This is a genomic window from Trinickia violacea (genome assembly GCF_005280735.1).
Lineage (GTDB): Bacteria > Pseudomonadota > Gammaproteobacteria > Burkholderiales > Burkholderiaceae > Trinickia_A > Trinickia_A violacea.
Genome location: NZ_CP040077.1, coordinates 3,428,786 through 3,454,562, shown reverse-complemented (window position 1 = coordinate 3,454,562; position 25,777 = coordinate 3,428,786). Strand labels below are relative to the sequence as shown.

Here is a 25,777-nt window from a genome sequence, read left to right as displayed (position 1 = left end):
TGGTCGGGATAACACGCGGGGGTCGGCAAAGAAACCGGCAACAAGCGGGCAACAAGCGGGCAACAAGCGGGCAAGAAGCGGGCAAGAAGCGGGCAAGAAGCGGGCAACAAAAAGCCCGCCTCGAAGGGCGGGCTTTCGTACGCTGAAAGCGCGACGTTTAGTCGTGCTTCATCGTTTCCACTTGCTGCATCGGTGTGGTGTCCACCGGCGGCAGCGACTTGCGCTCGCGCGGCACGCGGACGGCCTTCACCGTTTGCGCGGCCGCTTCCTGGGCATTGCGGAGCTTGTCGGCGTCGGTGTTGACCCAGACGAGGCCGGCCGATTCCAGCATCGGCTGCAAGTCGGCGGACGACAAGCCGTTTGCTCGCGGCGCTTGCGCCTGTGCGACGGCGGCTTGCGGAGCCGGCTGCGTTTCGACCGGCGCCGCTGCTTCTACCGGCGCGACGTGCGCGACCGGCGCTGCCTCGGCGATCGGCTCGACCGGTTGAGCGACGCTCGCCGGCTGGGCTTCCGCGACGGGTGCCGCGACCTCGGCGGCAACCGCCGGCGCGGGTTCTTCGACCGGCGCTGCCGACACGACCGGTGCGAAGACCGGGGCGGCGGCAGGCTGCTGCGTTTCGACTTGCGGCGAGGCAACGACCGGCTCGGCGTGCGCGGCTACCGGAGCGACCTCATGCGCGGCGGGCGCTGCCGCCGTCTCGACGTGCTGCGCCACCGGCTCGGCCAGCTCGGTCACTACCGGTGTCGGAGCCTCGACAGGCGTGACGACTACCTCGGGCGCCGCAACCGCTTCGACCGGAGCCGATACCGCTGTTTCGCGCGGCGCAGCGACGGGTTCGACAGCGTGCGCATGCTCGACAGCCACGGCCGGCACAGCAGCGACCGCGCCTTCGGCTTCCGCGATGTCGGCAGCGTGCGTCACGTTGACGCCTTCTTCCTCGCGCTCGCGACGGCCGCCACGACGGCCGCGGCGGCGCCGGCGGCGTTCCTCGCCGTCGCGTGCTGCTCCTTCTTGATCAAACGGTGCGCCGCTTTCGTCGACGCTAGCCGTAGCCGTTGCTGCCGCTTCGGCTGCAAGTGCTTCGCTGCGAGCCGCTGCTTCGGCGGCGACTTCCTGCTGCGGCTTGCGGCGCTCGCCGCGTTCCACGCGCTCCGGACGCTCGCCACGCTCACGGCGCTCGCCGCGTTCCTGACGCTCGCCGCCGCGCGCCGCGGCTTCTACTGCCTCGCCGCGCTCGGCGCGTTCTGCGCGCTCTTGCGTACGTTCGCGGCCCTCGCGGCTTTCGCGCGGCTCGCGTGCTTCACGACCCTCGCGTGGCTCACGGCCTTCGCGTTGCTGCTCGCGTTGATCGCGGCCACCGCGGCCTTCGCGGCCTTCGCGTTGTTCCTTCTGTTCGTCGCGACGCTGCGACGGCTGAGCCTGACGGCCGCCGATCGCGCTGTCGCCGCGCGCGGCAGCGCCTTCGCGGGAGCCTTGGCCGCCACGGCGGTTGCGGTTGCGATCGCCGCCGCGTTCGCCGGTGCGCTCAGCGCGCTCACGCGCCGGACGCGCGGGCTGCTCGACCACCGGTTCCGGCGCGGGCGCAGCCGGCGCCATCCCGAACAGATTCTTGAGCCAGCCGATGAAACCGCCGCCTGCCGGGGTGACCGGGGCGGGCGCCGGCGTGGCGGCCGCAGCCGGCTTCACGGGCGCGCTCGGCGCCGGCGAGGCCGGCGTGATGCCCTTGACCGCCGCTTCCTGCTTCGGCTTCACCTCTTCGGTGCGCTTGCTGTAGCCGGTTTCCGACTCGAGTTCGCGGGCGGCTTCCTCGGCCATCTTCCACGAGGCGCGCGGCTCGTCGAGGCGCGCATCGTCGTGACGCAGACGCTCGAGCTTGTAGTGCGGCGTATCGAGGTGCTTGTTCGGGATCAACACGACGTTGACCTTGAAGCGCGACTCGATCTTGTTGATTTCCTGACGCTTTTCGTTGAGCAGGAAGGCGGTCACCTCGACCGGCACCTGGCAGTGGATCGCCGCGGTGTTTTCCTTCATCGCTTCTTCTTGAATGATCCGCAGCACTTGCAGCGCGGACGATTCCGTATCCCGAATATGGCCGGTGCCGTTGCAGCGCGGGCAGGTGACGTGGCTGCCCTCGGACAGCGCCGGACGCAGACGCTGACGCGACAGCTCCATCAGTCCGAAGCGCGAGATCTTGCCCATCTGGACGCGCGCACGGTCGTGCTTGAGCGCATCCTTCAGGCGTTGCTCGACTTCGCGCTGGCTCTTGGCCGATTCCATGTCGATGAAGTCGATCACGATCAGGCCGCCCAGGTCGCGCAAGCGCAGTTGGCGGGCGACTTCGTCGGCGGCTTCGAGGTTCGTGCGCGCGGCCGTTTCCTCGATGTCGGCGCCCTTGGTGGCGCGTGCCGAGTTCACGTCGATCGCGACGAGCGCTTCGGTGTGGTCGATCACGATCGCGCCGCCCGACGGCAGCGGCACCGTGCGCGAGTACGCCGTCTCGATCTGGTGCTCGATCTGGAAGCGCGAGAAGAGGGGAACGTCGTCGTGGTAGCGCTTGACCTTGCTGACGTTGTCCGGCATCACGATGTCCATGAAGGCGCGCGCCTGATCATGGATTTCAGTGGTGTCGATGAGGATTTCGCCGATATCCGGCTGGAAGTAGTCGCGAATCGCGCGGATGACGAGGCTCGATTCGAGATAGATCAGCATCGGCTGGCCGGCCGTGCCGCTTTGCGACGCGGCTTCGATCGCGCGCCACAGTTGCATCAGGTAGTTCAGGTCCCACTGCAGCTCTTCGGCGGAACGGCCGATGCCGGCCGTGCGCGCGATGATGCTCATGCCGTCCGGCAATTGAAGCTGCGACATCGTCTCGCGCAGTTCCTGGCGCTCGTCGCCTTCGATCCGGCGCGACACGCCGCCGCCACGCGGATTGTTCGGCATCAGCACCAGATAGCGGCCGGCGAGCGAGATGAACGTGGTGAGCGCCGCCCCCTTGTTGCCGCGCTCTTCCTTCTCGACCTGGACGATCAGTTCCTGACCTTCGCGCAGGGCGTCCTGAATGCGCGCGGAGCGCATGTCGACGCCGTCCCTGAAGTACTGGCGGGCGACTTCCTTGAACGGCAGGAAGCCGTGGCGGTCTTCGCCGTAGTTGACGAAACAGGCTTCGAGCGACGGCTCGATGCGCGTGACGATCCCCTTGTAGATGTTGCCTTTGCGCTGTTCGCGGCCGGCAGTCTCGATATCGATGTCGATGAGCTTCTGTCCATCGACGATGGCGACGCGCAGTTCTTCCTGCTGCGTCGCATTGAACAGCATGCGTTTCATTGAACGGCTCCAGAGCGGCTGAATACCGGCCCGTGCCGCGCGGTTGCCAGCCGCGGGCCAGGAGCGGTACGCCGCATCCTTATTGTGTTGTCACGAGCACGCTGGAGCAGGAACGATGGCGGGGAGAATTGCCTGAAAGGGCTGGGCCTGAAAAAAGACCGCTAGCCGCAAGGGCGCATGCGAACACGGCTTCAAAGAACGGCGGCGACACGCCGTGCGTTTCGAGTCGCCCGGCGCCATAAAAAAGCGCCGCGACTGCTTCCGCACAATGCTTGCGCGATTGTCGGCCGGGTTGCGGTTCGCGGCTGTGCCGCGGGAGGCCCGATCAACGCTCGATAGCCGCGCAGGGTGTCTCGCTCGTTTTGACGTCGCCAAGTCCTGCGCTCTCTGCAGGACGCCTTTGGGCGCACGCCGTATTTTCGCAATGGGGAGCCTCGTGTTGCTTGATGTCGCTTGATTCCGAGGCTCACCAAATAAATTCTTTTTTACCAAAATTCCGTTACCGTCGGCACCGACCCTGACCGAACGCGCCTGTGGGCGCCGTCCCTGCCGGGTGCAGTTGCCGTGCGTGCAACTTGTTGCTTCTCGTTTTTAAGGGCGAGCAACCAGCCCTCGGCGCAAGTAAGCAAGTAAAATAACGGTTTCTCGCTTGCACCTCGTGCAATCCGCCCGGTTTCCGGCCAACGCGCCGTCTACCGCAGACTGCTGGGCAAATTATATTCAGAATGAATGAGTTAGGCAAAACATCCCAGAATTCAGTCGCAAGCGACCAAGTCTCGATGATACATATCGATGACGGTTCGGCGGGGCAGCGTATCGATAATTTTTTACTGCGCATCTGCAAAGGTGTGCCGAAAAGTCATATTTACCGCATCCTGCGCAGCGGCGAAGTCCGCGTCAATAAGGGCCGGGTCGATGCGAAATACCGGCTCGCCTATGGCGACGTCGTGCGTGTGCCGCCGGTGCGGGTCGCACAGGGCTCCACGGAGGAGTTTGCCGGGCCGGTGCCGGCCGCGCACTTCGACGTTCTGTTCGAAGACGAGCACCTGCTCGTGATCGACAAGCCCGCCGGCGTCGCTGTGCACGGCGGCAGCGGGGTGGCGTTCGGCGTGATCGAGCAGATGCGCGAAGCGCGGCCGCAAGGGAAATTCCTCGAATTGGTGCACCGGCTCGACCGCGAGACGTCCGGCATCCTGATGCTCGCCAAGAAGCGCGCGGCGCTTGTCGGCCTGCACGAGCAGATTCGCGACAACAAGATGGACAAGCGCTACTACGCGTGCGTTCACGGCGAGTGGTCGAGTGATTGGGGCCGCCGGCGCGCGGTCAAGGAGCCGCTGCACAAATATTCGACGCCTGAAGGCGAGCGACGCGTGCGCGTGCAGCAGGATGGCCTGCCGTCGCACACGGTGTTCAACCTGGTCGACCGCTGGCCCGACTACGCGCTGCTCGAAGCGGAATTGAAAACCGGGCGCACGCACCAGATTCGCGTCCATCTGGCGCATCTGGGGCTGCCGATCGTCGGCGACGCCAAATACGGCGATTTCGCCTTGAACAAGGCGCTGGCCCGCGCGAACGCCCGGCCGGGCCTCAAGCGGATGTTCCTGCACGCGCACCGGCTGCGCCTCACGCATCCGATCAGCGGCGAGCCGCTCCAATTCGACGCGCCGCTGCCGGCCGACTGCCGGAGTTTCATCGATCAGCTCAATGAAATGCGCGACGAGAGCGCGCCGCGCACCGCGCTTTAACCAGTACGAGGACCGACAAACGCATGGCTCGACAGCAATTTGATCTGATCGTCTTCGACTGGGACGGCACGCTGATGAATTCGACGGCGCACATCACGCGCAGCATTCAGGCGGCATGCCGCGATCTCGGCTTGCCGGTGCCGGCGGACGAGGCGGCGAGCTACGTGATCGGCCTCGGGCTGCGCGACGCGCTGCAAATCGCCGCGCCGACGCTCGATCCGTCCGAGTATCCGCGTCTCGCGGAGCGCTATCGCTACCATTATTTGGCGAAGGATCAATACCAGGAGCTGTTCGCCGGCGTGCGCGAAATGCTGCAGGAGCTGCGCGACGTCGGCTATCTGCTGGGCGTGGCGACCGGCAAGAGCCGGGTCGGGCTGAATCGCGCGCTCGACCAGATGCATCTGACGAGCGTTTTCGATGGCACCCGCTGCGCGGACGAGACGTTTTCGAAGCCGCATCCGGCGATGTTGCACGAACTGACGCGCGAATTGGGGCAGGATCTCGATCGCACGGTCATGATCGGCGACACCACGCACGATCTGCAGATGGCCACCAACGCGGGCACCGCGAGCGTGGCGGTGACCTACGGCGCGCATCCCGCCGACGCGCTGTCGGCGCTCGAACCGCGCTTCGTTGCCGACAGCGTCGCGTCGCTCGCCCAGTGGCTCAGGGACTACGCATGAGCGAGGCGGCGCTCGAGCCGGTGCGTGTCTGCGCATCCGACGAACTCGTCGACGGCGGCATGGGCGTGCGCATGGCGGCGTCTTATCTCGGCGGCGACGCGGTCGTGTTCTTCGTGCGCTACGACGGTCACGCGTATGGCTATCTGAACCGCTGCGCGCACGTGCCGATGGAGCTCGACTGGATGGAGGGCCAGTTCTTCGAATCGTCGGGCTTATACTTGATGTGCGCCACGCACGGCGCGATTTACGCGCCGGACACCGGGCGCTGTGTCGGCGGCCCGTGCCGTGGCGGCAGGCTGCGTCCCGTTCAGGTCGACGAGCGGGATACGCCGGAAGGCCGCGCCGTGTTCTGGCTGCCCGACGACGACCTGCGTCCGGCCACCCTTTGATTTCCAAATCGACGAAGCATGGCCGACAACCTCACTCCGGATTCCAACGAACCCTCCAGCCCCGCCTCGCCGCCTGAAAACGGCGGCGGGCGCGCCAAAGAGCGCGAGCCGAACTGGGAGCGCGCGGCGCTCGAGCGCATCGCGCTTGCCGCCATCAACGAACAACGCGCGGCGCGCCGCTGGAAAATCTTCTTCCGCTTCGCGTTCCTCGCGGTGTTGCTGCTCGTCGTCTGGGGGCTGTTCGATTTCTCCGGCGATAAGGTTTCGACGGGCGGCCGACACACTGCGCTCGTCTCGCTCGATGGCGAAATTTCGTCCGATACGAACGCGAGCGCCGAAGACATCAACACCGCGCTCGACAATGCCTTCGACGACGACGGCACCGTCGGCGTGATCCTGCGCATCAACAGCCCGGGCGGCAGTCCGGTGCAGGCGGGCATCATCAACCGCGAGATCCGCCGGCTGCGCGCCAAGTACCCGAGCAAGCCGCTCTACGTGGTGGTCGGCGATATGTGTGCGTCAGGCGGTTACTACGTGGCCGCGGCAGCCGACAAGATCTACGTCGACAAGGCGAGCATCGTCGGCTCGATCGGTGTGTTGATGGACGGCTTCGGTTTCACTGGGCTGATGGACAAGCTCGGCATCCAGCGACGTCTGCGCACATCAGGCGAAAACAAGGGCTTCTACGACCCGTTCTCGCCCGATACGCCGGCCATGGATGCGCACGCGCAAGCCATGCTCGACCAAATCCACCAGCAATTCATCGACGCCGTGCGTCAGGGGCGCGGCAAGCGTCTGCACGAAACGCCCGAGATTTTCTCGGGCCTGTTCTGGACGGGCGAAAAGAGCGTCGAGCTGGGCCTCGCCGATGCCTTCGGCGATGCCGACTACGTCGCGCGCGACGTCATCAAGGCGCCGGACATCGTCGACTACACGGTGAAGGAAAGCCTTTCCGATCGCGTCGCCCGCAAGTTCGGCGCGGCGGTGGGCGATGCCGCCATGCACGCGATGATCCTCAGCGGGAAGATGCAGTTGCGCTGATGGGCGGATTGCCGGGCGAGGCAGATGGCCCGGCACGGCTCGGCTTCGCTCTGCGGCCCGCGTGGGCCGTCAAACCGCCAGCAGAAGGAAAATCGCCGGCCGCTTGTGCAGGTCGAGCGCCGGCGCCTTCTTCCATTCGGCAGCCGGGCGGCTCGCGATCGTCTCTGTTTCCAGCGTCAGGTCCACCGCGACGCAAATCAGCGTCGAAGGCGCGCACGTCGCGATCAGCGTGTCCAGCAGCGCGCGGTTGCGGTAGGGCGTCTCGATGAAAATCTGTGTCTGCTTCGCTTTGCGCGATTGCTGTTCCAACTCGCGCAGGCGCTTCGCGCGTTCGGCCGCATCGACCGGCAGATAACCGTGGAACGCAAAGCTCTGGCCGTTCAGGCCGGAGGCCATCAACGCCAGCAGAATCGAACTCGGACCGACGAGCGGCACGACCTTCACGCCTCGCTCGTGCGCCCGTCGCACGAGCAGCGCGCCGGGATCGGCGACGGCCGGACAGCCGGCCTCGGAGACCAGTCCCGCATCGGCGCCGTCGAGAATCGGCGCCAGCAGACGGTCGATTTCGCCGGCGGGCGTATTGACGTTGAGTTCGCGGATCTCGATTTCCTGAATCGGCCGTTCGGTGCCGACTTTCTTCAGGAACGCGCGGGTCGTTTTCGCGTTTTCGCCGATGTAGTAGCCAAGCGTGCCGGCGCGCGCCTGAACGGCTGCGGGCAGCACGGCAGCGAGCGCGTCGGCGTCGCCTTCGCCGAGCGTGTTCGGAATCAAATACAGGACGCCGCTCATCGCGCACCTCGCAAGAGTGGATAGCCCGCCGAGCGCAGCATGCGCGTCAGCGCGATCAGCGGCAGTCCGATGAGCGCGGTCGGATCGTTGGAATCGATCGCGTCGAGCAGCGCGATGCCGAGCCCTTCGGATTTGGCGCTGCCGGCGCAGTCATAGGGCGTCTCGGTGCGCAGGTAAGCGTCGAGTTCGGCGTCCGGCAGATCGCGAAACCGTACCCGCGTGACCACGTCTTCGACTTGGGCCGAGCCGTCGCCGCTGTCGAGCAGGCAAAGCGCGCTGTGAAATTCGACTTCGCGGCCGCGCATCGCTTGAAGCTGCGCGAGCGCCTTCTCGTGCGTTCCGGGCTTGCCGATCGGGTGGCCGTCGAAGGTGGCGACCTGGTCCGAGCCGATCACGAGCGCGCGCTGCCCGGCGTCGATGCCGAGCGCGACCGCGCGCGCCTTCGCTTCGGCGAGCCGCAGCGCGGTGGCGGCCGGCGCCTCGCCCGCGAGCGGGGCTTCATCGATGGCGGGCACGATGACCTCGTATGGAAGGCGAAGGCGTTCGAGCAGTTCGCGGCGATAGCGGGAACTGGAGGCAAGAATCAGCCGCAATGGGCGATCGAGGGAATCCGGCATGGTCTGAAAGACAGTTTGTAGGGCAGGCAAAAGGGGCGTGCGGGCAGTGCGCTCGGCGCACCCTTAAGTGTTTGACTCGTAAAGATAAAGCGGATATGATGCTGGGCTTTTCATCGGTGTGCTATACGCGCGTGGGGCGGAATGATCGTTCCCGATTCCCGCTCGAAGCCCGTCTGCATGCCGATTAACCGGGCAATCCGCGGGCAACCGGCGGACAACCCAGCGGGCAGCTCGCAGGCTGAATAGGCCGGCCAAGATGCCCTCGCCGAAGCAGGAGTGCACATGACCGAACATCCTGGCAAACCTGCTGGCGCCGTCAACCCGCGTGATTTCGACGTGTTCGAATTTGCGCGCAGCGGGCGGCAGGCCGCGGGTGCCGTGCGCGTGTCGCAACTGCCGCGCATGTTAAACGAAGTCCCCGAGGAAGCGCCAGATCGCGACACCGCGTTCACCTGGCAAGCCGAGGGTTCGACGCAGCCGGAAATGCAGGACGACGGCACTGAAGGGCAGCAGCCTTACCTGCGGCTCGCCGTGCACGGGTCCGCATGGCTCGAATGTCAGCGTTGTCTCGCGCCGTATGAGCAGGCGTTCGATGTCGATGCCATTTACCGGCTGGTGGCCACCGAAGAGGAAGCGGAGGAATTCCCGCTCGACGACGATGAAGTCGATGTGATCGTGGGCTCGCGCCAATTCGATCTCGTCGACTTGATCGAAGAGGAGCTGCTGCTTTCTCTTCCGCTCGTGCCGAAGCATGACGTCTGTCCGCAGGTGCATGAGAGTCTCGTCTCAGGCGTCGGCAGCGCCGAAGACGTCGAAGAAACCGGTGAGGAGCAGGGCGAGGCGGACGGTGAACCCGGCAAGCCGAACCCGTTTGCGGCGCTCGAAGCGCTGAAGCGCGGCGGCCCCGGCGGCCAAAAGCACTGAAGCGTTGAACAGTTGCAGGAGTAGCGCGATTGGGCGCCCTGGCTATCCGGCCAGTGGCTATCCTTAAGTCGGGCTGTGTTAGAATTCGGAAAATTTTTAGGAGTTATCATGGCAGTCCAACAAAACAAGAAGTCGCCGTCGAAGCGCGGCATGCACCGCTCGCACGATTTCCTGAGCGCTGCGCCCCTGGCCGTCGAGCCGAGCACCGGTGAAGTGCATCTGCGTCACCACGTCAGCCCGAACGGCTACTATCGCGGCAAGAAAGTCGTCAAGACGAAGAACGACTAATCGTTTCAGCGCGCGACGCATACTGTATTCATCAGTGGTTTCGCGCGCGGCGATCGGCTCGCTTGACATTTTCCCGGCTCGGCAAAAGGCGGCATTCAACTGCCGCTTTTTTGTGTCGATCGCAGTCAGCGCTTTAGCGACTTGCTGCGATCCTATGCAGAGCGCCTGAAATTCGTCGCACTCCATGACCATAAAGCTCACGATTGATTGCATGGGAGGCGACCACGGCCCGTCCGTGACCGTGCCTGCTGCCGTCAATTTCGTTCGTTCGCATCCCGACGTGCAGTTGAGGCTCGTCGGCATCGAAACTGCGATTCGTGCCCAACTCAAGAAGTGCAAGGCGCTGGATAACCCCGCGCTGATCGTCGTCCCGGCATCCGAAGTGGTGGCGATGGACGACCCTGTCGAAGTTGCGCTTCGCAAGAAAAAAGACTCGTCGATGCGCGTCGCGCTCAACGGCGTCAAGGAAGGCGAGGCGCAGGCTTGCATCTCGGCCGGCAACACCGGCGCGTTGATGGCCGTTTCCCGCTACGTGCTGAAAACGCTTCCGGGCATCGAGCGTCCGGCGATCGCGTTCGCCTTGCCGAACCCGACCGGCTACACGACGATGCTCGACCTGGGCGCCAACGTCGATTGCGAGCCGCAGCATCTGCTGCAATTCGCGGAGATGGGGCACGCGCTCGTGTCCGCGCTCGAAGGCAAAGACCGGCCGACCATCGGCCTCCTCAACATCGGCGAAGAAGTCATCAAAGGCAATGAGACGATCAAGCGCGCAGGCGAGCTGCTGCGCTCGAGCACGCTCAACTTCCGCGGTAACGTCGAAGGCAATGACATCTACAAGGGCACGGTGGATGTCATCGTCTGCGACGGTTTCGTCGGCAACGTCGCGCTGAAGACGTCGGAAGGTCTCGCCCAAATGCTGGCGGAGATCATCCGCGAGGAATTCGGGCGCTCGCTTCTCACCAAGGTGATGGCGGTGCTCGCGATGCCGGTATTGATGCGCTTCAAGAAGCGCGTCGACCATCGTCAATACAACGGCGCCGCGCTGCTCGGCCTGCGCGGTCTCGTCATCAAGAGTCACGGTTCGGCGGATGCCTATGCGTTTGAGTGGGCAATCAAACGCGGGTATGATGCCGTCAAAAACGGCGTGCTGGAGCGCCTCGTGCGCGCGATGGAAGAGAACGCATCCCCCCTCGAACAGGCGGCGCGCGATGCAAACGGTGCGGGTTACGCAAGCCCTCCCGCCGGCCAGCCAGCCGAGCCCTACGCTGCGCAATCCTCGAAGGCATAATGGCTCAATCGAAAATGTATTCCCGCGTGCTCGGCACGGGCAGCTATCTGCCGCCTGGGCGAGTCACGAATCAGGAGTTGGCAGACCGTCTCGCGAAGAACGGCATCGAGACGAGTGACGAATGGATCGTCGCCCGCACGGGCATCCATGCGCGTCATTTTGCCGAACCCAATGTCACCACGAGCGATCTTGCACTGATCGCGTCGCAACGCGCGATCGAAGCGGCCGATATCGACCCGCAATCGATCGATCTCATCATCGTCGCCACGTCCACGCCCGATTTCGTGTTTCCGAGTTCGGCGTGTCTGCTGCAGAACAAGCTCGGAATCAAGAACAACGGTGCCGCGTTCGACGTGCAGGCCGTGTGTTCCGGCTTCGCTTATGCGCTTTCGACGGCGGACAACTTCATCCGCAGCGGTCAGCATCGCACCGCGCTCGTCGTGGGCGCGGAGACGTTCTCGCGGATTCTCGACTTCAACGACCGCACGACGTGCGTGCTGTTCGGCGACGGCGCCGGCGCCGTGCTGCTGCAGGCTTCCGACGAACCGGGTGTGCTCGCGAGCGCGCTGCACGCCGACGGCAGCCATTCGGACATCCTCTGCACGCCGGGCCACGTGAACGGCGGCGTCATTGCCGGCAGCGCGTTCCTTCATATGGATGGCCAAGCGGTGTTCAAGCTCGCCGTCAATGTGCTCGAGAAAGTGGCGATCGAAGCGCTGAGCAAGGCGGATCTGGCTCCCGAACAGGTCGATTGGCTGATTCCGCACCAAGCCAATATCCGTATCATGACTAGCACCTGCCGCAAGCTCGGCTTGCCTCAGGAGCGGATGGTCGTCACGGTGGGCGAGCACGGCAATACGTCGGCGGCATCGATTCCGCTTGCGCTGGATGTCGCCGTGCGCGACGGGCGCATCAAGCGCGGCCAGAACGTGCTGATCGAAGGCGTCGGCGGCGGCTTCACCTGGGGTGCATCCGTCATTCGCTATTGATGGCGGCTGCGTGCGTGCGCCGGCTGCGGCGCCGTAGCGCACGACCATCCGAATTCGAATTCACCAAATTGGGGACGATATGAAATTTGCGTTCGTTTTTCCTGGGCAGGGCTCGCAGTCGGTCGGCATGCTCAACGCATTCGCCGATCACGCCATCGTGCGCGAGACCGTTCAGGAAGCGTCCGACGCATTGAATCAGGATCTCGGCAAATTGATCGCCGAAGGTCCGGCCGACGATCTGAATCTCACGACGAATACCCAACCCGTCATGCTGACGGCAGCCTACGCGTGCTATCGCGCGTGGCAGCAGGCAGGCGGTCCGGCGCCGTCGATCGTCGCGGGGCATAGCCTCGGCGAATACACGGCGCTCGTTGCAGCCGGTGCGCTCCGGTTTCGCGATGCGGTGCCGCTCGTGCGCTTTCGCGCGCAAGCGATGCAGACGGCGGTGCCGGTCGGCGTCGGCGGCATGGCGGCGATTCTCGGCCTCGACGACGACGCCGTGCGCGCGGCTTGCGCCGAGGCGTCGAGCGAGGGCGTTGTCGAAGCGGTCAATTTCAACGCGCCGGCACAGGTCGTGATCGCGGGACACAAGACCGCGGTCGAGAAGGCGTGCGAAATCGCCAAGGCGAAGGGCGCAAAACGCGCGCTGCCGCTGCCCGTTTCGGCGCCGTTCCATTCGTCGCTGCTCAAGCCCGCATCGGATCAGCTGCGCGAGTACCTGGCGGGCGTCGAGGTCAGCGTGCCGCAGATCTCGATCGTGAACAACGTCGATGTTGCGCAGGTCGTCGAACCAGCCGCGATCAAGGACGCGCTGGTGCGCCAGGCCGCCGGCGCGGTGCGCTGGGTCGAGTGCGTGCAGGCGATCGCCAAGCAAGGCGCGACGCACGTGATCGAATGCGGTCCGGGCAAGGTGCTCGCCGGGCTGACGAAACGGATCGACGGCAACCTGGTCGGTGGCGCCATCACCGATCCGGCGTCGCTCGACGAAATGCTCAAGCTCGTGACCGCTTGAGTTGCATCAAGCCACATTGGCAATCGGCTGGGCAGAATCCAAACCGCCTGAAAGTAGGCAATCCGGACAAACATGGGAAAGACTCTCGATAAACAGATCGCGATCGTCACGGGTGCGTCGCGCGGCATCGGCCGGGCGATCGCCCTCGAACTGGCGCGTCAAGGCGCGACCGTGATCGGCACGGCGACGAGCGAAGCCGGCGCGAACGGCATCGGCGAAGCCTTCGCGAGCGAAGGGCTAACGGGCCGCGGCGCAGTCCTCAACGTCAACGACGGAGCGGCCGTGGAAGCGCTCATCGAGTCGACGGTGAAGGAGTTCGGCGCGCTGAACGTGCTCGTCAACAATGCGGGCATCACGCAGGATCAGCTCGCGATGCGCATGAAGGACGACGACTGGGACGCGGTCATCGACACCAACCTCAAGGCCGTCTTCCGACTGTCGCGTGCGGTGCTGCGTCCGATGATGAAGGCGCGTGGCGGCCGGATCATCAACATCACCTCGGTGGTGGGTTCGGCCGGCAATCCGGGCCAGGCCAACTATGCCGCCGCGAAAGCCGGCGTTGCCGGGATGACGCGTGCATTGGCGCGCGAAATCGGCAGCCGCGGCATTACCGTGAATTGCGTCGCGCCGGGCTTCATCGATACCGACATGACGAAGGTCCTGCCGGAAGAGCAGCAAACCGCGCTGAAGGCGCAAATTCCGCTGGGCCGCCTGGGCAGCCCGGACGACATCGCGCACGCTGTCGCGTTCCTTGCATCGCCGCAGGCCGGGTATATCACCGGCACGACGCTGCACGTGAACGGCGGCATGTTCATGTCGTAACGAAATTCGTTTATTATCCGCGCCTTGGTACGTTCGCGAGAACGCTTGGCGCTTGCCTTACCACCAACCTGTGCGCGCCTTTTTTGCCTGGGCAAACCTGATAAAATGCGCGCACTCGTATTTTTGAACTTCTTTCCCTCGGAGGGGTAATGGACAATATCGAACAGCGCGTCAAGAAGATCGTCGCAGAACAACTGGGCGTTGCCGAAGCTGAGATCAAGAACGAAGCGTCGTTCGTGAACGACCTCGGCGCTGACTCGCTGGATACGGTCGAACTCGTGATGGCGCTGGAAGACGAATTCGGCATGGAAATTCCGGATGAAGAAGCCGAGAAGATCACGACCGTCCAGCAAGCGATCGACTACGCTCGCGCCAACGTCAAGGCGTAAGCACGATTTACGCGCTCGTTGCCGAGTTGGCTGCGTTTGACGCGTTCACGTTGGATGCTGACGCAGGTGCCGCGCAGGTGCCGAACTAACAGCCACAGGGCTCACAGGGCAGTTTCCTGTGGCCGCTGTGGCTTTTGCTTTTGTCATTCTATGGAAAAGGGGTTACCGTGAGCCGCCGTCGTGTTGTTGTTACCGGCCTCGGGCTGATTTCGCCTGTTGGCAATAATGTTGCCGACGGCTGGGCCAATTTGCTGGCCGGCAAGTCCGGCATTGCCAACGTCACGAAGTTCGACGCAACGAACTTCTCGACCCGCTTCGCCGGCGAGGTCAAGGGCTTCAACATCGAAGACTACATCCCGGCCAAGGAAGCGCGCCATATGGATACGTTCATCCATTACGGCGTGGCCGCGGGCATCCAGGCGATGCAGGACAGCGGTTTCGAAGTTACCGAAGAGAATGCGGAGCGGGTCGGTGTGGTCGTCGGCTCGGGCATCGGCGGTCTGCCGATGATCGAAGTCACGCAGACGGAGTTGCTCAATCGCGGTCCGCGCCGTATCTCGCCATTCTTCGTGCCGGCGTCGATCATCAACATGATTTCCGGCCATCTGTCGATCAAGTTCGGCTTCAAAGGCCCGAACCTGTCGATCGTCACTGCGTGTACGACCGGCCTGCATTGCATCGGTGAAGCTTCGCGCCTGATCGAATACGGCGATGCCGACGTGATGATCGCGGGCGGTGCCGAATCGACCGTCTCGCCGCTCGGTATCGGCGGCTTCGCGGCGGCGCGCGCGCTGTCGCAGCGCAACGACGATCCGGCGACGGCCAGCCGTCCGTGGGACAAGGATCGTGACGGCTTTGTGCTCGGCGAAGGTGCCGGCGTCATGGTGCTCGAGGAATACGAGCACGCGAAGGCGCGTGGCGCGAAGATCTACGCGGAAATCTCCGGCTATGGGATGAGCGGCGACGCCTATCACATGACCGCCCCTCTCGAAGACGGCGACGGCGCTCGCCGCTGCATGCTGGCCGCGCTGAAGAACGCCGGCATCAACGGCGATCAGGTCAACTACCTGAACGCGCACGGCACGTCGACGCCGCTTGGCGATCTGGCCGAAACGACCGGCATCAAGCGAGCATTCGGCGACCACGCGAAGAAGGTGGTCGTGAACTCGACGAAGTCGATGACCGGGCACTTGCTGGGCGGCGCGGGCGGGCTGGAGTCGGTGTTCACCGTGCTGGCCGTGCATCACCAGGTGTCGCCGCCGACCATCAACATCTTCAATCAAGACCCGGAGTGCGATCTCGACTACTGCGCCAATACGGCGCGGGAGATGAAGATCGACGTCGCGCTGAAGAACTCGTTCGGGTTCGGCGGCACGAACGGCACGCTGGTGTTCAAGCGCGCTTGAGCTGTTTGACTGGCGATCTGTACGTCGGGTCCTCGAGCGGAGCGCCGCAGCCTATCGTGCTGCGGCGCTCCGCCGCGCTGCTTGGGGCGATGGCGGTGTTCGCACTGATCGCCTCCTGCGCTGTCTATACCGTTGTCGCGCCTCGCTTCGGCATCGCGCAAGCGGTCTGGTTCGCCGCGGCCACTCTCTCGATATTGATGCTGGGCATGCTTGCTCATGAGCGGCGGCGGCCTGCTGCGCTTAAAATCGGGCCGGATGGCATCGTGGCCTTGAGCCGTGCCGGCGCAGTGATGCTTGCCGGTCGTATCGTTGGCTTTTCGCAGTGGACCGGTCTCCTCCTGGTGCTGGCCGTTGCCGCCCGAGACGGAAAAGGGCGGGTCGGCCCGCTTCTGATTCCGGCCGATTCGCTGTCTCCCGATTCTTTCCGCGAGCTGGCCGTGAGGGCCCGCCACGGGGCGCGCTGAGCTGTAACGACTGTAACGGCTGTTACTCGCGTAACGTCCGGCGATGACGGGGACGCTACAATAGCGCTCCGCGGGGCACTTCTCAGTGAACGGATTTATCAGGTGAGCGAAAAAGAAATTGATCAGGTCTTGGTCGAACGCGTCCAGAAGGGCGACAAGGCAGCGTTCGAACTGCTGGTCACCAAATACCACCGCAAGATCATTCGGCTGATCTCGCGTCTCGTGCGGGACCCCGCCGAGGTCGAGGCACGCGGGCGCCGGACAATTTCGCGGCGAGTCGCGCGCTATACGTGGTTGTACCGCGCGGTCAACGTTCTATACGTGGTTGTACCGAATTGCGGTCAACACCGCCAAGAATTACTTCGCGATGAGGGTCGGCGGGATCGGCGACGACTAAGCTGATGCAAGGCGCTGACTTCGGATGCCGACCAACTAAGGGATATCAACACGCCCGAGTCGATGTTGATGAGCAAGCAGATCGCAGAGACGGTCAATGCTGCGATGGCGGTTTTACCGGAAGAGTTGCGCACCGCCATTACTCTTCGTGAAATTGAAGGTCTGAGCTACGAGGAAATCGCGGAAATGATGGGGTGCCCGATCGGCACCGTCAGGTCTCGTATTTTTCGTGCTCGCGAAGCCATTGTGGCCTTACCGTGCCTTGCTGGGCCGCGGCGAACTGGTAGCAGTGGTCACTCGGCTGGGCTGGCGTGGCGCAAGGAACTGGGTTAGGTGGTGTCACTACGGGGTGTCGGAAGAATCGGGCGAGCATCATGCGATTGGCGGTGAGTCGCTGGCGCGCTACGACTTATCCGCTTTTGTCGACGGTGAGTCGCTGGGCGAAGTCGAGGGTTTTGGCAGTCACTTCTCCGAATTGAACGGCGAAGATCGCACTGCGTGGTCGAGCTACCACCTGATCGGCGACGCGCTGCGTTCCGATGACCTGGCGGTGAGCCCGGCAACGAGCAGCGCGTTTCTCGCGGGCTTCGCCGCTCGCCTGGAAGCCGAGCCGCATGTGCTCGCGCCTGCGGCGCTGCCGGCTTCGAAGAAGCCGCTATCGGCGCTGCGCCGCCGCGTCGTTCCGGTGTTCGCCGTTGCCGCCGCAGCTGCAACGCTGACCTGGATCGTCGTGCCGCAACTGCAGCGTGTCGACGGTACGACGGGCGGCGTGCAGATGGCGTCGGCCGGGTCGGATGGCGTGCAGAGAGTTGCGATGGCGTCCGTGCCGACGGGCGCGACGCGTCCCGCGCAAGACATGAACATCATCCGCGACGCAAGCCTCGATCAATACCTCGAAGCGCATCAGCAGTTTGCTCAACAGCCTGTGGTGCCGGGCTCGATGCCGCTGATCCGCGCCGCTGCCGTTACTACGCAAGGCCAATAGACTGATGCGGAACCTGCGGTTGAACAAGACCACTGTTTGGGGGCGGCTGCCGGTATTTCTGTTCTGTGCCGCCGCATTGTTGTCCGTCACGCCGCGGGTATTCGCGCAAGCCAGCGATTCGGCGGTCGCCCGCAAGGGAGCCGCAGAGTGGCTTGATCGAATCCATCAGGCTGCGCAGCAGGAAAATTACGAAGGCACCTTCGTCTATCAGCGCGGCACGTTCGTGCAATCGTCGCGCATCTCGCATTACGCAACGCGCAGCGACGGCGAGTTCGAGCAGCTCGAAAGCCTCGACGGCAAGCCGCGTAAGCTGCTGCGCCATAACGACGAGCTTTACACCTTCGTTCCGGAGCGGCGTCTGTGCGTGATCGAGAAGCGCCAGAACAAGGATTCGTTTCCCGCGCTGCTCGGCACGAACGCCGACCAGGTCCTGACCGTCTACGATCCGAAGGTGCTCGGCCCTGACCGCGTGGCGGGCATCGACGCCACGGTCATGGAACTCGATCCCAAGGATAGCTATCGCTTCGCCTACAAACTCTGGGCGGACGCCAAGACGGGCCTGCTGCTGCGCGCGCAAACGCTCGATTCGAGCGGGCAGGTGCTGGAGCAGATCTCGTTTACGCAACTGCGCATCGGCGGGCCGGCCGAGAAGGCATCGATCGCCGCCGGCATCCGCAATACGACGGGCTGGACCCTCGTGCGGCCGCCGGTCGAACCGGTCGACATGGAAGCGCAAGGCTGGCAAATGACGCCGCCCGTGGCAGGTTTCAAAAAGATTCGCGAATTGCGCAGGCCGATGGCCGCGCGCGACGCCGGCGATCCGCCGATTCCGGTCGATCAGGCCGTGTTCTCGGACGGCCTCTCGGCCATCTCCATCTTCATCGAGCCGGCCGAAAAGAACTCACGTAAAGAAGGGACGGGCAGCAGCGGGGCGACACATGTCCTGGTCAAGCGGTACGGCGACTACTGGATCACGTTGCTTGGCGAAGTTCCGCAAACAACCTTGCAGCAGTTTGCGTCTGCCATAGAATACAAGGCTCCCAAGTAATTCTTCGGTTTCCCTCCCTATGACGAATCTCTCGGTGCGCAAATTTCTCGCGGCCGCGGCCGTGGCAGTCTGTCTGCCGCTCGTGCCCCATTCGGCGTCGGCGATGCCGGCAGCCAATCTGCCCGATTTCACCGATCTCGTCGACAAGGTAGGGCCAGCCGTCGTCAACATCCGCACGACCACGCGCGTCACGAGCGACAACAACAGCTCCCGCGCGCTGCCGCCGGGCATGGACGAAGGTGACATGTCGGAGTTCTTCCGCCGCTTCTTCGGCATTCCGTTGCCGCAGCCAGGCACGCCCCGGGGCGGCAACGGCGGCGGTGGCGGCGGGAACAGCGACAACGGCGGCGGCAGCGGCGGTTCGGATTCGCCGGACAACGCCGATGCCGAGCAAAACAGCGGCGTCGGGTCGGGTTTCATCCTGTCGGCCGACGGCTACGTGATGACGAACGCCCACGTGATCGACGATGCCGACAACATCTACGTCACGCTGACCGACAAGCGCGAATTCAAGGCAAAGCTGATCGGCGTCGACGACCGGACGGACGTCGCGGTCGTCAAGATCACCGCCAACAACCTGCCGACCGTCACGATCGGCGATTCGAACAAGGTCCGAGTCGGCGAGTGGGTCGTCGCGATCGGCTCGCCGTTCGGGCTCGACAACACGGTCACGGCGGGCATCGTCAGCGCCAAGGGCCGCGACACCGGCGACTACCTGCCGTTCATCCAGACCGACGTCGCTGTGAACCCCGGCAACTCGGGCGGCCCGCTGATCAACATGCAGGGCGAAGTGATCGGCATCAACTCGCAGATCTATAGCCGTACCGGCGGCTTCATGGGCATTTCGTTCGCGATTCCGATCGACGAAGCGATGCGCGTCGCCGATCAGTTGAAAGCTACCGGCAAGGTGACGCGCGGGCGGATCGCGGTCGCGATTGGCGAAGTCACGAAGGATGTGGCCGATTCGCTCGGATTGCCGAAGTCGCAAGGCGCGCTCGTCTCCAGCGTCGAGCCGGGCGGTCCGGCGGACAAGGCAGGCGTGCAGCCGGGCGACATCATCCTCAAGTTCAACGGGCAGCCGGTCGATACGGCGACCGACCTGCCGCGCATGGTCGGCGACACGAAGCCCGGCACGAAGGCGACGATCACGGTTTGGCGCAAGGGGCAGGTGCGCGATCTGCCGATCACGGTCGTCGAGATGCAGAGCGATAAGACCGCGAAGGCAGACCAGGGCAAGAAGTCGCCGTCGCCGAAGGAGCGCGCAAGCAACGTGCTCGGCATCGCCGTGGTCGACATCCCGGCCGATCAGCAGAAGGCACTGAAGCTGCGCAACGGCGGCGTGCAAGTCGACGTCGTGGACGGGCCCGCAGCGCGCGTCGGTCTGCAGAAAGGCGACATCATCCTGCGCGTCGGCGATACCGACATCTCGAGCGCGAAGCAATTCGACGATGTCACCGCGCGTCTGGATCCGCAAAAGATGGTCGCGGTGCTCGTGCGACGCGGCGACAACACGCAGTTCGTGCCGATCCGGCCTCGGACCCCGGCGCAGAAATAATGGATGCATCGCGCGCGCCACGGCTGACGTTGTACGGGCGCGCGTGGTGTCATCTGTGCGACGACATGCGTGCCGAACTCGAGCCGCTCTTGGCGGAGTTCGGCGCGCAGGTCACCCTGGTCGACGTCGATACCGACCCGGTGCTCGAGGCGCTTTATAACGAGCTGGTGCCGGTGCTGGTGTGCGAAGGCGTCGAGTTGTGCCACTACCGGCTCGATGCGGCGCGCGTGCGTGCCGCGCTTGCGATTCGGGCCGCGCGGATTTGACCTCTCGCTTATTGTCGTTCGCTGTTCGAGGCGGGAATGCCCGTGGCGCGATTTACCTGCCGGTTACCGGGCGGCGCTTTGCCCAGCAGCGCCAGGCGCGCGGCGTCGAGACCGGCAAAATCCGCCCTGGGAAAGCCTTTTCGGCTAAAATAGACAAGTTTTTCATTTACTTACAAGGCGTGCTCCGCAGTCGTCCGAGCGCGCCTTTTTCGCTTGATCGGCACTGAATGGATCATATTCGTAACTTTTCGATCATTGCGCACATCGACCATGGTAAGTCGACGCTCGCCGATCGCATCATCCAGATTTGCGGCGGATTGTCCGACCGCGAAATGGAATCGCAAGTGCTCGACTCGATGGACCTCGAGCGCGAGCGCGGCATCACGATCAAGGCGCAGACCGCGGCGCTGTCCTACCGCGCGCGCGATGGCAAGGTTTATAACCTGAACCTGATCGACACGCCGGGGCACGTCGATTTCTCGTACGAAGTCAGTCGCTCGTTGTCGGCGTGCGAAGGCGCGCTGCTGGTTGTCGATGCGAGCCAGGGGGTCGAGGCGCAGACCGTCGCGAACTGCTATACGGCCATTGAACTGGGCGTCGAAGTGGTCCCGGTTCTGAACAAGATCGACCTGCCCGCCGCCAATCCGGAAAACGCGATTGAGGAAATCGAGGACGTGATCGGCATCGACGCGTCCGACGCCACGCGTTGCAGCGCGAAGACGGGGCAGGGCGTCGAAGACGTGCTCGAGGCGCTGATCGCGAAGGTGCCGCCGCCGAAGGGCGATCCCGAGGCGCCGCTGCAGGCGCTCATCATCGATTCGTGGTTCGACAACTACGTCGGCGTTGTGATGCTCGTGCGCATCGTCAACGGCACGCTGCGTCCGAAGGACAAGATCAAGATGATGGCGACCGGCGCGCAATACCCGGTCGAGCATATCGGCGTGTTTACGCCGAAGTCGAAGGATCTCGAAACCCTGTCGGCGGGGCAGGTGGGCTTCATCATCGCGGGCATCAAGGAACTGACGGCGGCGAAGGTCGGCGATACGGTCACGCTCGCGAACAAGCCGGCTTCCGAGCCGCTGCCCGGTTTCAAGGAAGTGAAGCCGCAGGTGTTCGCCGGTCTGTATCCGGTTGAAGCGAACCAGTACGACGCGCTTCGCGAATCGCTCGAAAAACTGAAGCTGAACGACGCTTCGCTGCAATACGAGCCGGAAGTTTCGCAGGCGCTCGGCTTCGGTTTCCGCTGCGGCTTCCTCGGTTTGCTGCACATGGAAATCGTGCAGGAGCGGCTGGAGCGCGAGTTCGACATGGACCTCATCACCACCGCACCGACGGTGGTCTATGAAGTCGTGCAGCGCGACGGCTCGCTCATCAGAGTCGAGAACCCGGCGAAGATGCCGGAGCCGCCGAAGATCGAAGAGATTCGCGAGCCGATCGTCACCGTGAACCTGTACATGCCGCAGGATTACGTCGGCTCGGTCATCACGCTGTGCACGCAAAAACGCGGCTCGCAGATCAACATGCAGTACCACGGCCGTCAGGTGCAGCTGACCTACGAAATCCCGATGGCGGAAATCGTGCTCGACTTCTTCGACCGGTTGAAGTCGGTATCGCGCGGCTATGCGTCGATGGATTACGAGTTCAAGGAGTATCGCGCGTCGGACGTCGTCAAGGTCGATATGCTGATCAACGGCGACAAGGTCGATGCGCTGTCGGTGATCGTCCACCGTTCGCAGTCGCAGTATCGCGGCCGCGAAGTGGCGGCGAAGATGCGCGAGATCATCCCGCGCCAGATGTACGACGTCGCGATTCAGGCGACGATCGGTGCGCACATCATCGCGCGCGAAAACATCAAGGCATTGCGCAAGAACGTGCTCGCGAAGTGCTACGGCGGCGACATCACGCGGAAGAAGAAGCTGTTGGAAAAACAAAAAGAAGGCAAGAAGCGAATGAAGCAAGTCGGGTCCGTCGAGATCCCGCAGGAGGCTTTCCTCGCAATCTTGCGCGTCGAAGACAAATAACAGGATCTCTCTAACAACATGAATTTTGCGCTGATTCTTTTTGTGCTCGTCATTTTGACCGGCATCGCGTGGGTAGCAGACAAACTCGTTTTTCAGCCGCAACGGCGGCGCGCAGCGGACGCCGCGGTCGCGGAGTTCGATAGGCAGCAGCAGCGCGTCGGCGAGCGTTTCGCCGACGAAAATGCACCGCAAACGCGCGCCCGCATTCGCGACGACAAGCTGCGCCAGCCGTGGTGGCTCGAGTACACGGCAAGCTTCTTCCCGGTGATTCTGGTGGTGTTCCTCGTGCGCTCGTTCGTCGTCGAACCGTTCAAGATTCCATCGGGCTCGATGGTGCCGACGCTGCTGGTCGGCGACTTCATCCTCGTCAACAAGTTCGACTACGGCCTGCGCCTGCCGATCACCAACACGAAAGTCACGCAGGGCCGTCCGCTCGAGCGCGGCGATGTCGTCGTGTTCCGCTATCCGAAGGACGAGTCGGTCGACTACATCAAGCGCGTGATCGGCTTGCCTGGCGATGTGGTCGCCTATCAAGGCAAGAAGCTGACGATCAACGGCAAGCCCGTGCCGGAGACATCGCTGCCCGATTACTTCGATGAAGAGCGCATCGGCTACGCGAAGCAATTCGAAGAAGATCTCGGCGACCGCAAGAACGCCATTCTGAACAATCCCGCAGTACCGCCGTTCGTGGTCGGCGCCGACGATTACCCGTTTCGCGACAACTGCCAATACAACAGCGAAGGCGTGATCTGCAAAGTGCCGCCGGGCAACTACTTCATGATGGGCGACAACCGCGACAACAGTGCGGACAGCCGCTACTGGGGCTTCGTGCCCGACAACAACATCGTCGGTCGCGCGTTCTTCATCTGGATGAACTTCAGCAGCCTGAAGCGCATCGGTTCATTCCACTGAATGCCGGTCTCGATGGCAAGCGGGCCGCTCTGAAAATGCGCGGCGCGTTTGCGACGCTACTTTAAGAACGTGCGGTAACACGGCTTCGCCGCACTTTTTTCATGTCGGGTCTCACCAGTTCGACGGGTCTGGCGCCCGCGTTATACTTTGCACATGCCTCTCTCCCCGCTGGAAAGCCGGTTGCGCTACGAATTTCGCAATGCGGAATTGTTGCGCCAAGCTTTGACCCATCGCAGTCACAGTGCCACGCACAACGAACGGCTCGAGTTTCTCGGCGACTCCGTTCTCAACTGCGCGGTGGCTGCCCTATTGTTCCAACGGTTCGGCAAACTGGACGAGGGCGATTTGTCCCGCGTGCGGGCCAATCTGGTCAAGCAGCAGTCGTTGTATGAAATCGCTCAGGCCCTGAATATTTCAGAAGGCTTGCGCCTCGGCGAAGGCGAGCTGCGTAGCGGCGGGTTCCGGCGTCCGTCGATCCTCGCCGATACGCTCGAGGCGATCCTCGGCGCGATCTTTCTGGATGGCGGCTTCGAGGCCGCACAGACGGTCATCAAGCGCCTGTATGTCCCGATTCTCGACCATATCGATCCGCGCACGCTCGGCAAGGATTCCAAGACGCTGCTCCAGGAGTACTTGCAGGGCCACAAGATCGCGCTGCCGACCTATACGGTCGTCGCGACGCATGGTGCGGCGCACAATCAACAGTTCGAAGTCGAATGCACGGTGCCCAAGCTCGATATCAAGGTGTCGGGGTCGGGCGCGAGCCGCCGCGCGGCTGAGCAGGCCGCGGCGAAGAAGGCGCTCGACGAGGTGATGGCCGTGGCCCCGGCCTTGGCCGCCAAGCCGAAGCGCTCGAAGGGCGCGCGCACCGCCAAGCATGCCGAGCCGGAAATCGTGCCGGGCGTGACCGGCGTGCAGACCGCGCTCGACTTGCGGGCACCTGAGCCGAGGCGCGATCGGGCGGCTCGTGCGGAAGCGAAGGCCGGTCATCCCGAGTCGGCCGCCGAGCGAGCCGTGCCTGGGCCGGTGGCGGTGATCCGCGCGTCGCACGTCGAGCATTCGCCGGATCGAGTGGAACGCGCCGAAAAGACGGAAAAGGGGGAGCGAACCGATAAGGCGGATCGCGTCGAGAAGCCCGCCGCCGAGAAACTCGCTGTGGAAAAAGTCGCGGCTAACGCTAGGCCGGTGGCAGAAAAGGCCGGCGAAAAGAGCGTCGACAAGCCGATGGACACGCTTGCCGCCGACGCAGCCCCGAAAGCCCAAGCCAACGGAGCCGGTAAAGCCCCCGAAGCGGCCGAGCCCGCCGCGCGCGCCGCCGAGAAGGCAGCGCAGCCGCGCGAAACCCCGGTGGACGATGCCGCTTCGGCCGCAGCCGTGGCGGCGGCCGTCGAACCCGGCGCCGCCGACGCCGGCCGCTCATGAACCGGCACGTGCCGGCAGACGCCGCGCTCGTTGCCGGATCGGCCGGTTTTCTGAACCGCCCCGCATTTCACCCCATTTGCCGCAGCTCACTATGAACGCATCTTCTTCCACCGGTTTCCGCTGCGGCATGGTCGCGATCGTCGGCCGCCCGAACGTTGGCAAATCGACGCTGATGAACGCGCTCGTCGGCCAGAAAGTCAGCATCACGTCGCGCAAGGCGCAGACGACGCGTCACCGTATCACCGGCATTCACACGTTCGACGATGCGCAATACATCTTCGTCGACACGCCGGGCTTCCAGACTCGCCACAGCGGCGCGCTGAACCGCTCGCTCAATCGCGCGGTGACATCGACGCTGACCTCGGTCGACGCGATTCTCTTCGTCATCGAAGCGGGCCGCTTCGGTCCCGACGATCAGAAAGTGCTCGACCTGATTCCGCCGTCGGCGCCGGTGCTCCTGATCGCGAACAAGCTCGATCGCGTGTCGGACAAGGACACGCTCTTCCCCTTCATGCAGCAGATGAGCGGCCTGCGCGAATTCAAGGAGATCGTGCCGCTGTCGGCGAAGAATTCGGACGACATCAAGCGGCTGCTCGAAACGGTCAAGCCGTACTTGCCGGAAGGCGCTCCGATCTACAGTGAGGACGACCTGACGGATCGCAGCGAGCGCTTCCTGGCCGCCGAAATCCTGCGCGAGAAAGTGTTCCGCTGGACCGGCGACGAGTTGCCGTACACGAGCACCGTCCTGATCGACAAGTTCGAGCAGGAGGGACGCCTGCGGCGCGTGTTCGCGACGATCCTCGTCGATCGCGATACGCACAAGGCAATGATCATCGGCCAGAAGGGCGCCAAGCTGAAGCAGATCAGCACGGAAGCGCGCCTCGATATGGAAAAGCTGTTCGACGGCCCGGTGTACCTGGAAACCTTCATCAAGGTGAAGAGCGGGTGGGCGGACAACGAAGCCGGACTACGCGCCTATGGGTACGAATGACGCGTGG

24 protein-coding genes and 1 pseudogene are annotated in these 25,777 nt (G+C 63.9%); 22 read left to right on the top strand and 3 right to left on the bottom strand.

Going from position 1 to position 25,777, the window contains the following annotated elements:
• Positions 1-157: 157 nt before the first annotated feature.
• Positions 158-3,325 carry a ribonuclease E/G gene (locus FAZ95_RS15785; RefSeq protein ID WP_137333300.1) on the bottom strand — a complete coding sequence of 1,056 codons (3,168 nt, stop codon included), beginning with the start codon at positions 3,323-3,325 and terminating at the stop codon, positions 158-160.
• A 725-nt stretch (positions 3,326-4,050) separates the two neighbouring features.
• On the opposite strand from FAZ95_RS15785, the gene FAZ95_RS15780 reads away from it, so the two are divergent.
• Genes FAZ95_RS15780 through FAZ95_RS15765 form a run of 4 tightly spaced genes read left to right on the top strand, consistent with a single transcriptional unit; the run spans position 4,051 to position 7,183 of the window.
• Positions 4,051-5,070: an RluA family pseudouridine synthase gene (locus FAZ95_RS15780; RefSeq protein WP_137333299.1), complete on the top strand. Its 1,020-nt coding sequence runs from the start codon at positions 4,051-4,053 to the stop codon at positions 5,068-5,070.
• A 23-nt stretch (positions 5,071-5,093) separates the two neighbouring features.
• Complete coding sequence (locus FAZ95_RS15775; RefSeq protein WP_137333298.1) at positions 5,094-5,753, top strand: HAD family hydrolase; 660 nt, start codon at positions 5,094-5,096, stop codon at positions 5,751-5,753.
• Positions 5,750-6,142 (top strand): Rieske (2Fe-2S) protein, encoded by a 393-nt coding sequence (locus FAZ95_RS15770; RefSeq protein ID WP_137333297.1) that lies wholly within the window; start codon positions 5,750-5,752, stop codon positions 6,140-6,142. The genes FAZ95_RS15775 and FAZ95_RS15770 overlap by 4 nt, the downstream gene beginning before the upstream one ends.
• Positions 6,143-6,160: 18 nt before the next feature.
• Positions 6,161-7,183, top strand: a complete 1,023-nt coding sequence (locus tag FAZ95_RS15765) for a S49 family peptidase (RefSeq protein WP_137333296.1) — start codon at positions 6,161-6,163, stop codon at positions 7,181-7,183.
• A gap of 69 nt (positions 7,184-7,252) precedes the next feature.
• Here the strand turns inward: FAZ95_RS15765 and FAZ95_RS15760 are convergent, their stop codons facing one another.
• Positions 7,253-7,972: an SAM-dependent methyltransferase gene (locus FAZ95_RS15760; protein WP_137333295.1), complete on the bottom strand. Its 720-nt coding sequence runs from the start codon at positions 7,970-7,972 to the stop codon at positions 7,253-7,255.
• Complete coding sequence (locus tag FAZ95_RS15755) at positions 7,969-8,589, bottom strand: Maf-like protein (RefSeq protein WP_137333294.1); 621 nt, start codon at positions 8,587-8,589, stop codon at positions 7,969-7,971. Before FAZ95_RS15755 ends, FAZ95_RS15760 begins: the two co-directional genes overlap by 4 nt.
• Positions 8,590-8,871: 282 nt before the next feature.
• Here FAZ95_RS15755 and FAZ95_RS15750 point away from each other — a divergent pair, with 282 nt between their 5' ends.
• The 18 genes and pseudogenes from FAZ95_RS15750 to era all read left to right on the top strand — a co-directional run bounded on the left by FAZ95_RS15750 (position 8,872) and on the right by era (position 25,770).
• Positions 8,872-9,513 (top strand): YceD family protein, encoded by a 642-nt coding sequence (locus FAZ95_RS15750; protein ID WP_137333293.1) that lies wholly within the window; start codon positions 8,872-8,874, stop codon positions 9,511-9,513.
• Between the two features lie 108 nt (positions 9,514-9,621).
• Positions 9,622-9,801 (top strand): 50S ribosomal protein L32, encoded by a 180-nt coding sequence (gene rpmF, locus FAZ95_RS15745; protein ID WP_074263835.1) that lies wholly within the window; start codon positions 9,622-9,624, stop codon positions 9,799-9,801.
• 184 nt (positions 9,802-9,985) lie between these two features.
• Complete coding sequence (gene plsX / locus FAZ95_RS15740) at positions 9,986-11,092, top strand: phosphate acyltransferase PlsX (protein ID WP_137333292.1); 1,107 nt, start codon at positions 9,986-9,988, stop codon at positions 11,090-11,092.
• Positions 11,092-12,081 (top strand): beta-ketoacyl-ACP synthase III, encoded by a 990-nt coding sequence (locus tag FAZ95_RS15735; protein WP_137333291.1) that lies wholly within the window; start codon positions 11,092-11,094, stop codon positions 12,079-12,081. Before plsX ends, FAZ95_RS15735 begins: the two co-directional genes overlap by 1 nt.
• A 79-nt stretch (positions 12,082-12,160) precedes the next feature.
• Positions 12,161-13,093, top strand: a complete 933-nt coding sequence (fabD, locus tag FAZ95_RS15730) for an ACP S-malonyltransferase (protein WP_137333290.1) — start codon at positions 12,161-12,163, stop codon at positions 13,091-13,093.
• A gap of 72 nt (positions 13,094-13,165) precedes the next feature.
• A complete protein-coding gene (fabG, locus tag FAZ95_RS15725; protein WP_137333289.1) occupies positions 13,166-13,915 on the top strand; it encodes a 3-oxoacyl-ACP reductase FabG in 750 nt (249 codons plus the stop codon).
• 149 nt (positions 13,916-14,064) lie between these two features.
• Positions 14,065-14,304, top strand: a complete 240-nt coding sequence (gene acpP, locus FAZ95_RS15720) for an acyl carrier protein (RefSeq protein ID WP_004197638.1) — start codon at positions 14,065-14,067, stop codon at positions 14,302-14,304.
• Positions 14,305-14,471: 167 nt separating this feature from the next.
• Positions 14,472-15,710, top strand: coding sequence for a beta-ketoacyl-ACP synthase II (gene fabF, locus FAZ95_RS15715; RefSeq protein WP_137333288.1), 1,239 nt, complete (start codon positions 14,472-14,474; stop codon positions 15,708-15,710).
• A gap of 56 nt (positions 15,711-15,766) precedes the next feature.
• On the top strand, positions 15,767-16,174 hold the full coding sequence (locus FAZ95_RS15710; protein ID WP_137333287.1) for a hypothetical protein: 408 nt from the start codon (positions 15,767-15,769) through the stop codon (positions 16,172-16,174).
• A 102-nt stretch (positions 16,175-16,276) separates the two neighbouring features.
• A pseudogene (gene rpoE / locus FAZ95_RS15705) lies at positions 16,277-16,903 on the top strand (RNA polymerase sigma factor RpoE).
• Between the two features lie 16 nt (positions 16,904-16,919).
• Positions 16,920-17,555: a sigma-E factor negative regulatory protein gene (locus FAZ95_RS15700; RefSeq protein WP_437437706.1), complete on the top strand. Its 636-nt coding sequence runs from the start codon at positions 16,920-16,922 to the stop codon at positions 17,553-17,555.
• Positions 17,556-17,559: 4 nt separating this feature from the next.
• A complete protein-coding gene (locus FAZ95_RS15695) occupies positions 17,560-18,603 on the top strand; it encodes a MucB/RseB C-terminal domain-containing protein (protein ID WP_137333286.1) in 1,044 nt (347 codons plus the stop codon).
• Between the two features lie 19 nt (positions 18,604-18,622).
• Positions 18,623-20,158, top strand: coding sequence for a DegQ family serine endoprotease (locus FAZ95_RS15690; protein ID WP_137333285.1), 1,536 nt, complete (start codon positions 18,623-18,625; stop codon positions 20,156-20,158).
• Positions 20,158-20,424 carry a glutaredoxin family protein gene (locus tag FAZ95_RS15685; protein ID WP_137333284.1) on the top strand — a complete coding sequence of 89 codons (267 nt, stop codon included), beginning with the start codon at positions 20,158-20,160 and terminating at the stop codon, positions 20,422-20,424. The genes FAZ95_RS15690 and FAZ95_RS15685 overlap by 1 nt, the downstream gene beginning before the upstream one ends.
• 227 nt (positions 20,425-20,651) lie before the next feature.
• Positions 20,652-22,445, top strand: a complete 1,794-nt coding sequence (gene lepA, locus FAZ95_RS15680) for a translation elongation factor 4 (RefSeq protein ID WP_137333283.1) — start codon at positions 20,652-20,654, stop codon at positions 22,443-22,445.
• 18 nt (positions 22,446-22,463) lie between these two features.
• Entirely contained in the window at positions 22,464-23,357 is an 894-nt protein-coding gene (gene lepB / locus FAZ95_RS15675; RefSeq protein WP_137333282.1) for a signal peptidase I, read from the top strand.
• Positions 23,358-23,510: 153 nt separating this feature from the next.
• Complete coding sequence (gene rnc, locus FAZ95_RS15670; RefSeq protein WP_137333281.1) at positions 23,511-24,779, top strand: ribonuclease III; 1,269 nt, start codon at positions 23,511-23,513, stop codon at positions 24,777-24,779.
• 91 nt (positions 24,780-24,870) lie between these two features.
• Positions 24,871-25,770: a GTPase Era gene (gene era / locus FAZ95_RS15665; RefSeq protein ID WP_137333280.1), complete on the top strand. Its 900-nt coding sequence runs from the start codon at positions 24,871-24,873 to the stop codon at positions 25,768-25,770.
• The last annotated feature ends 7 nt before the right edge of the window (positions 25,771-25,777 follow it).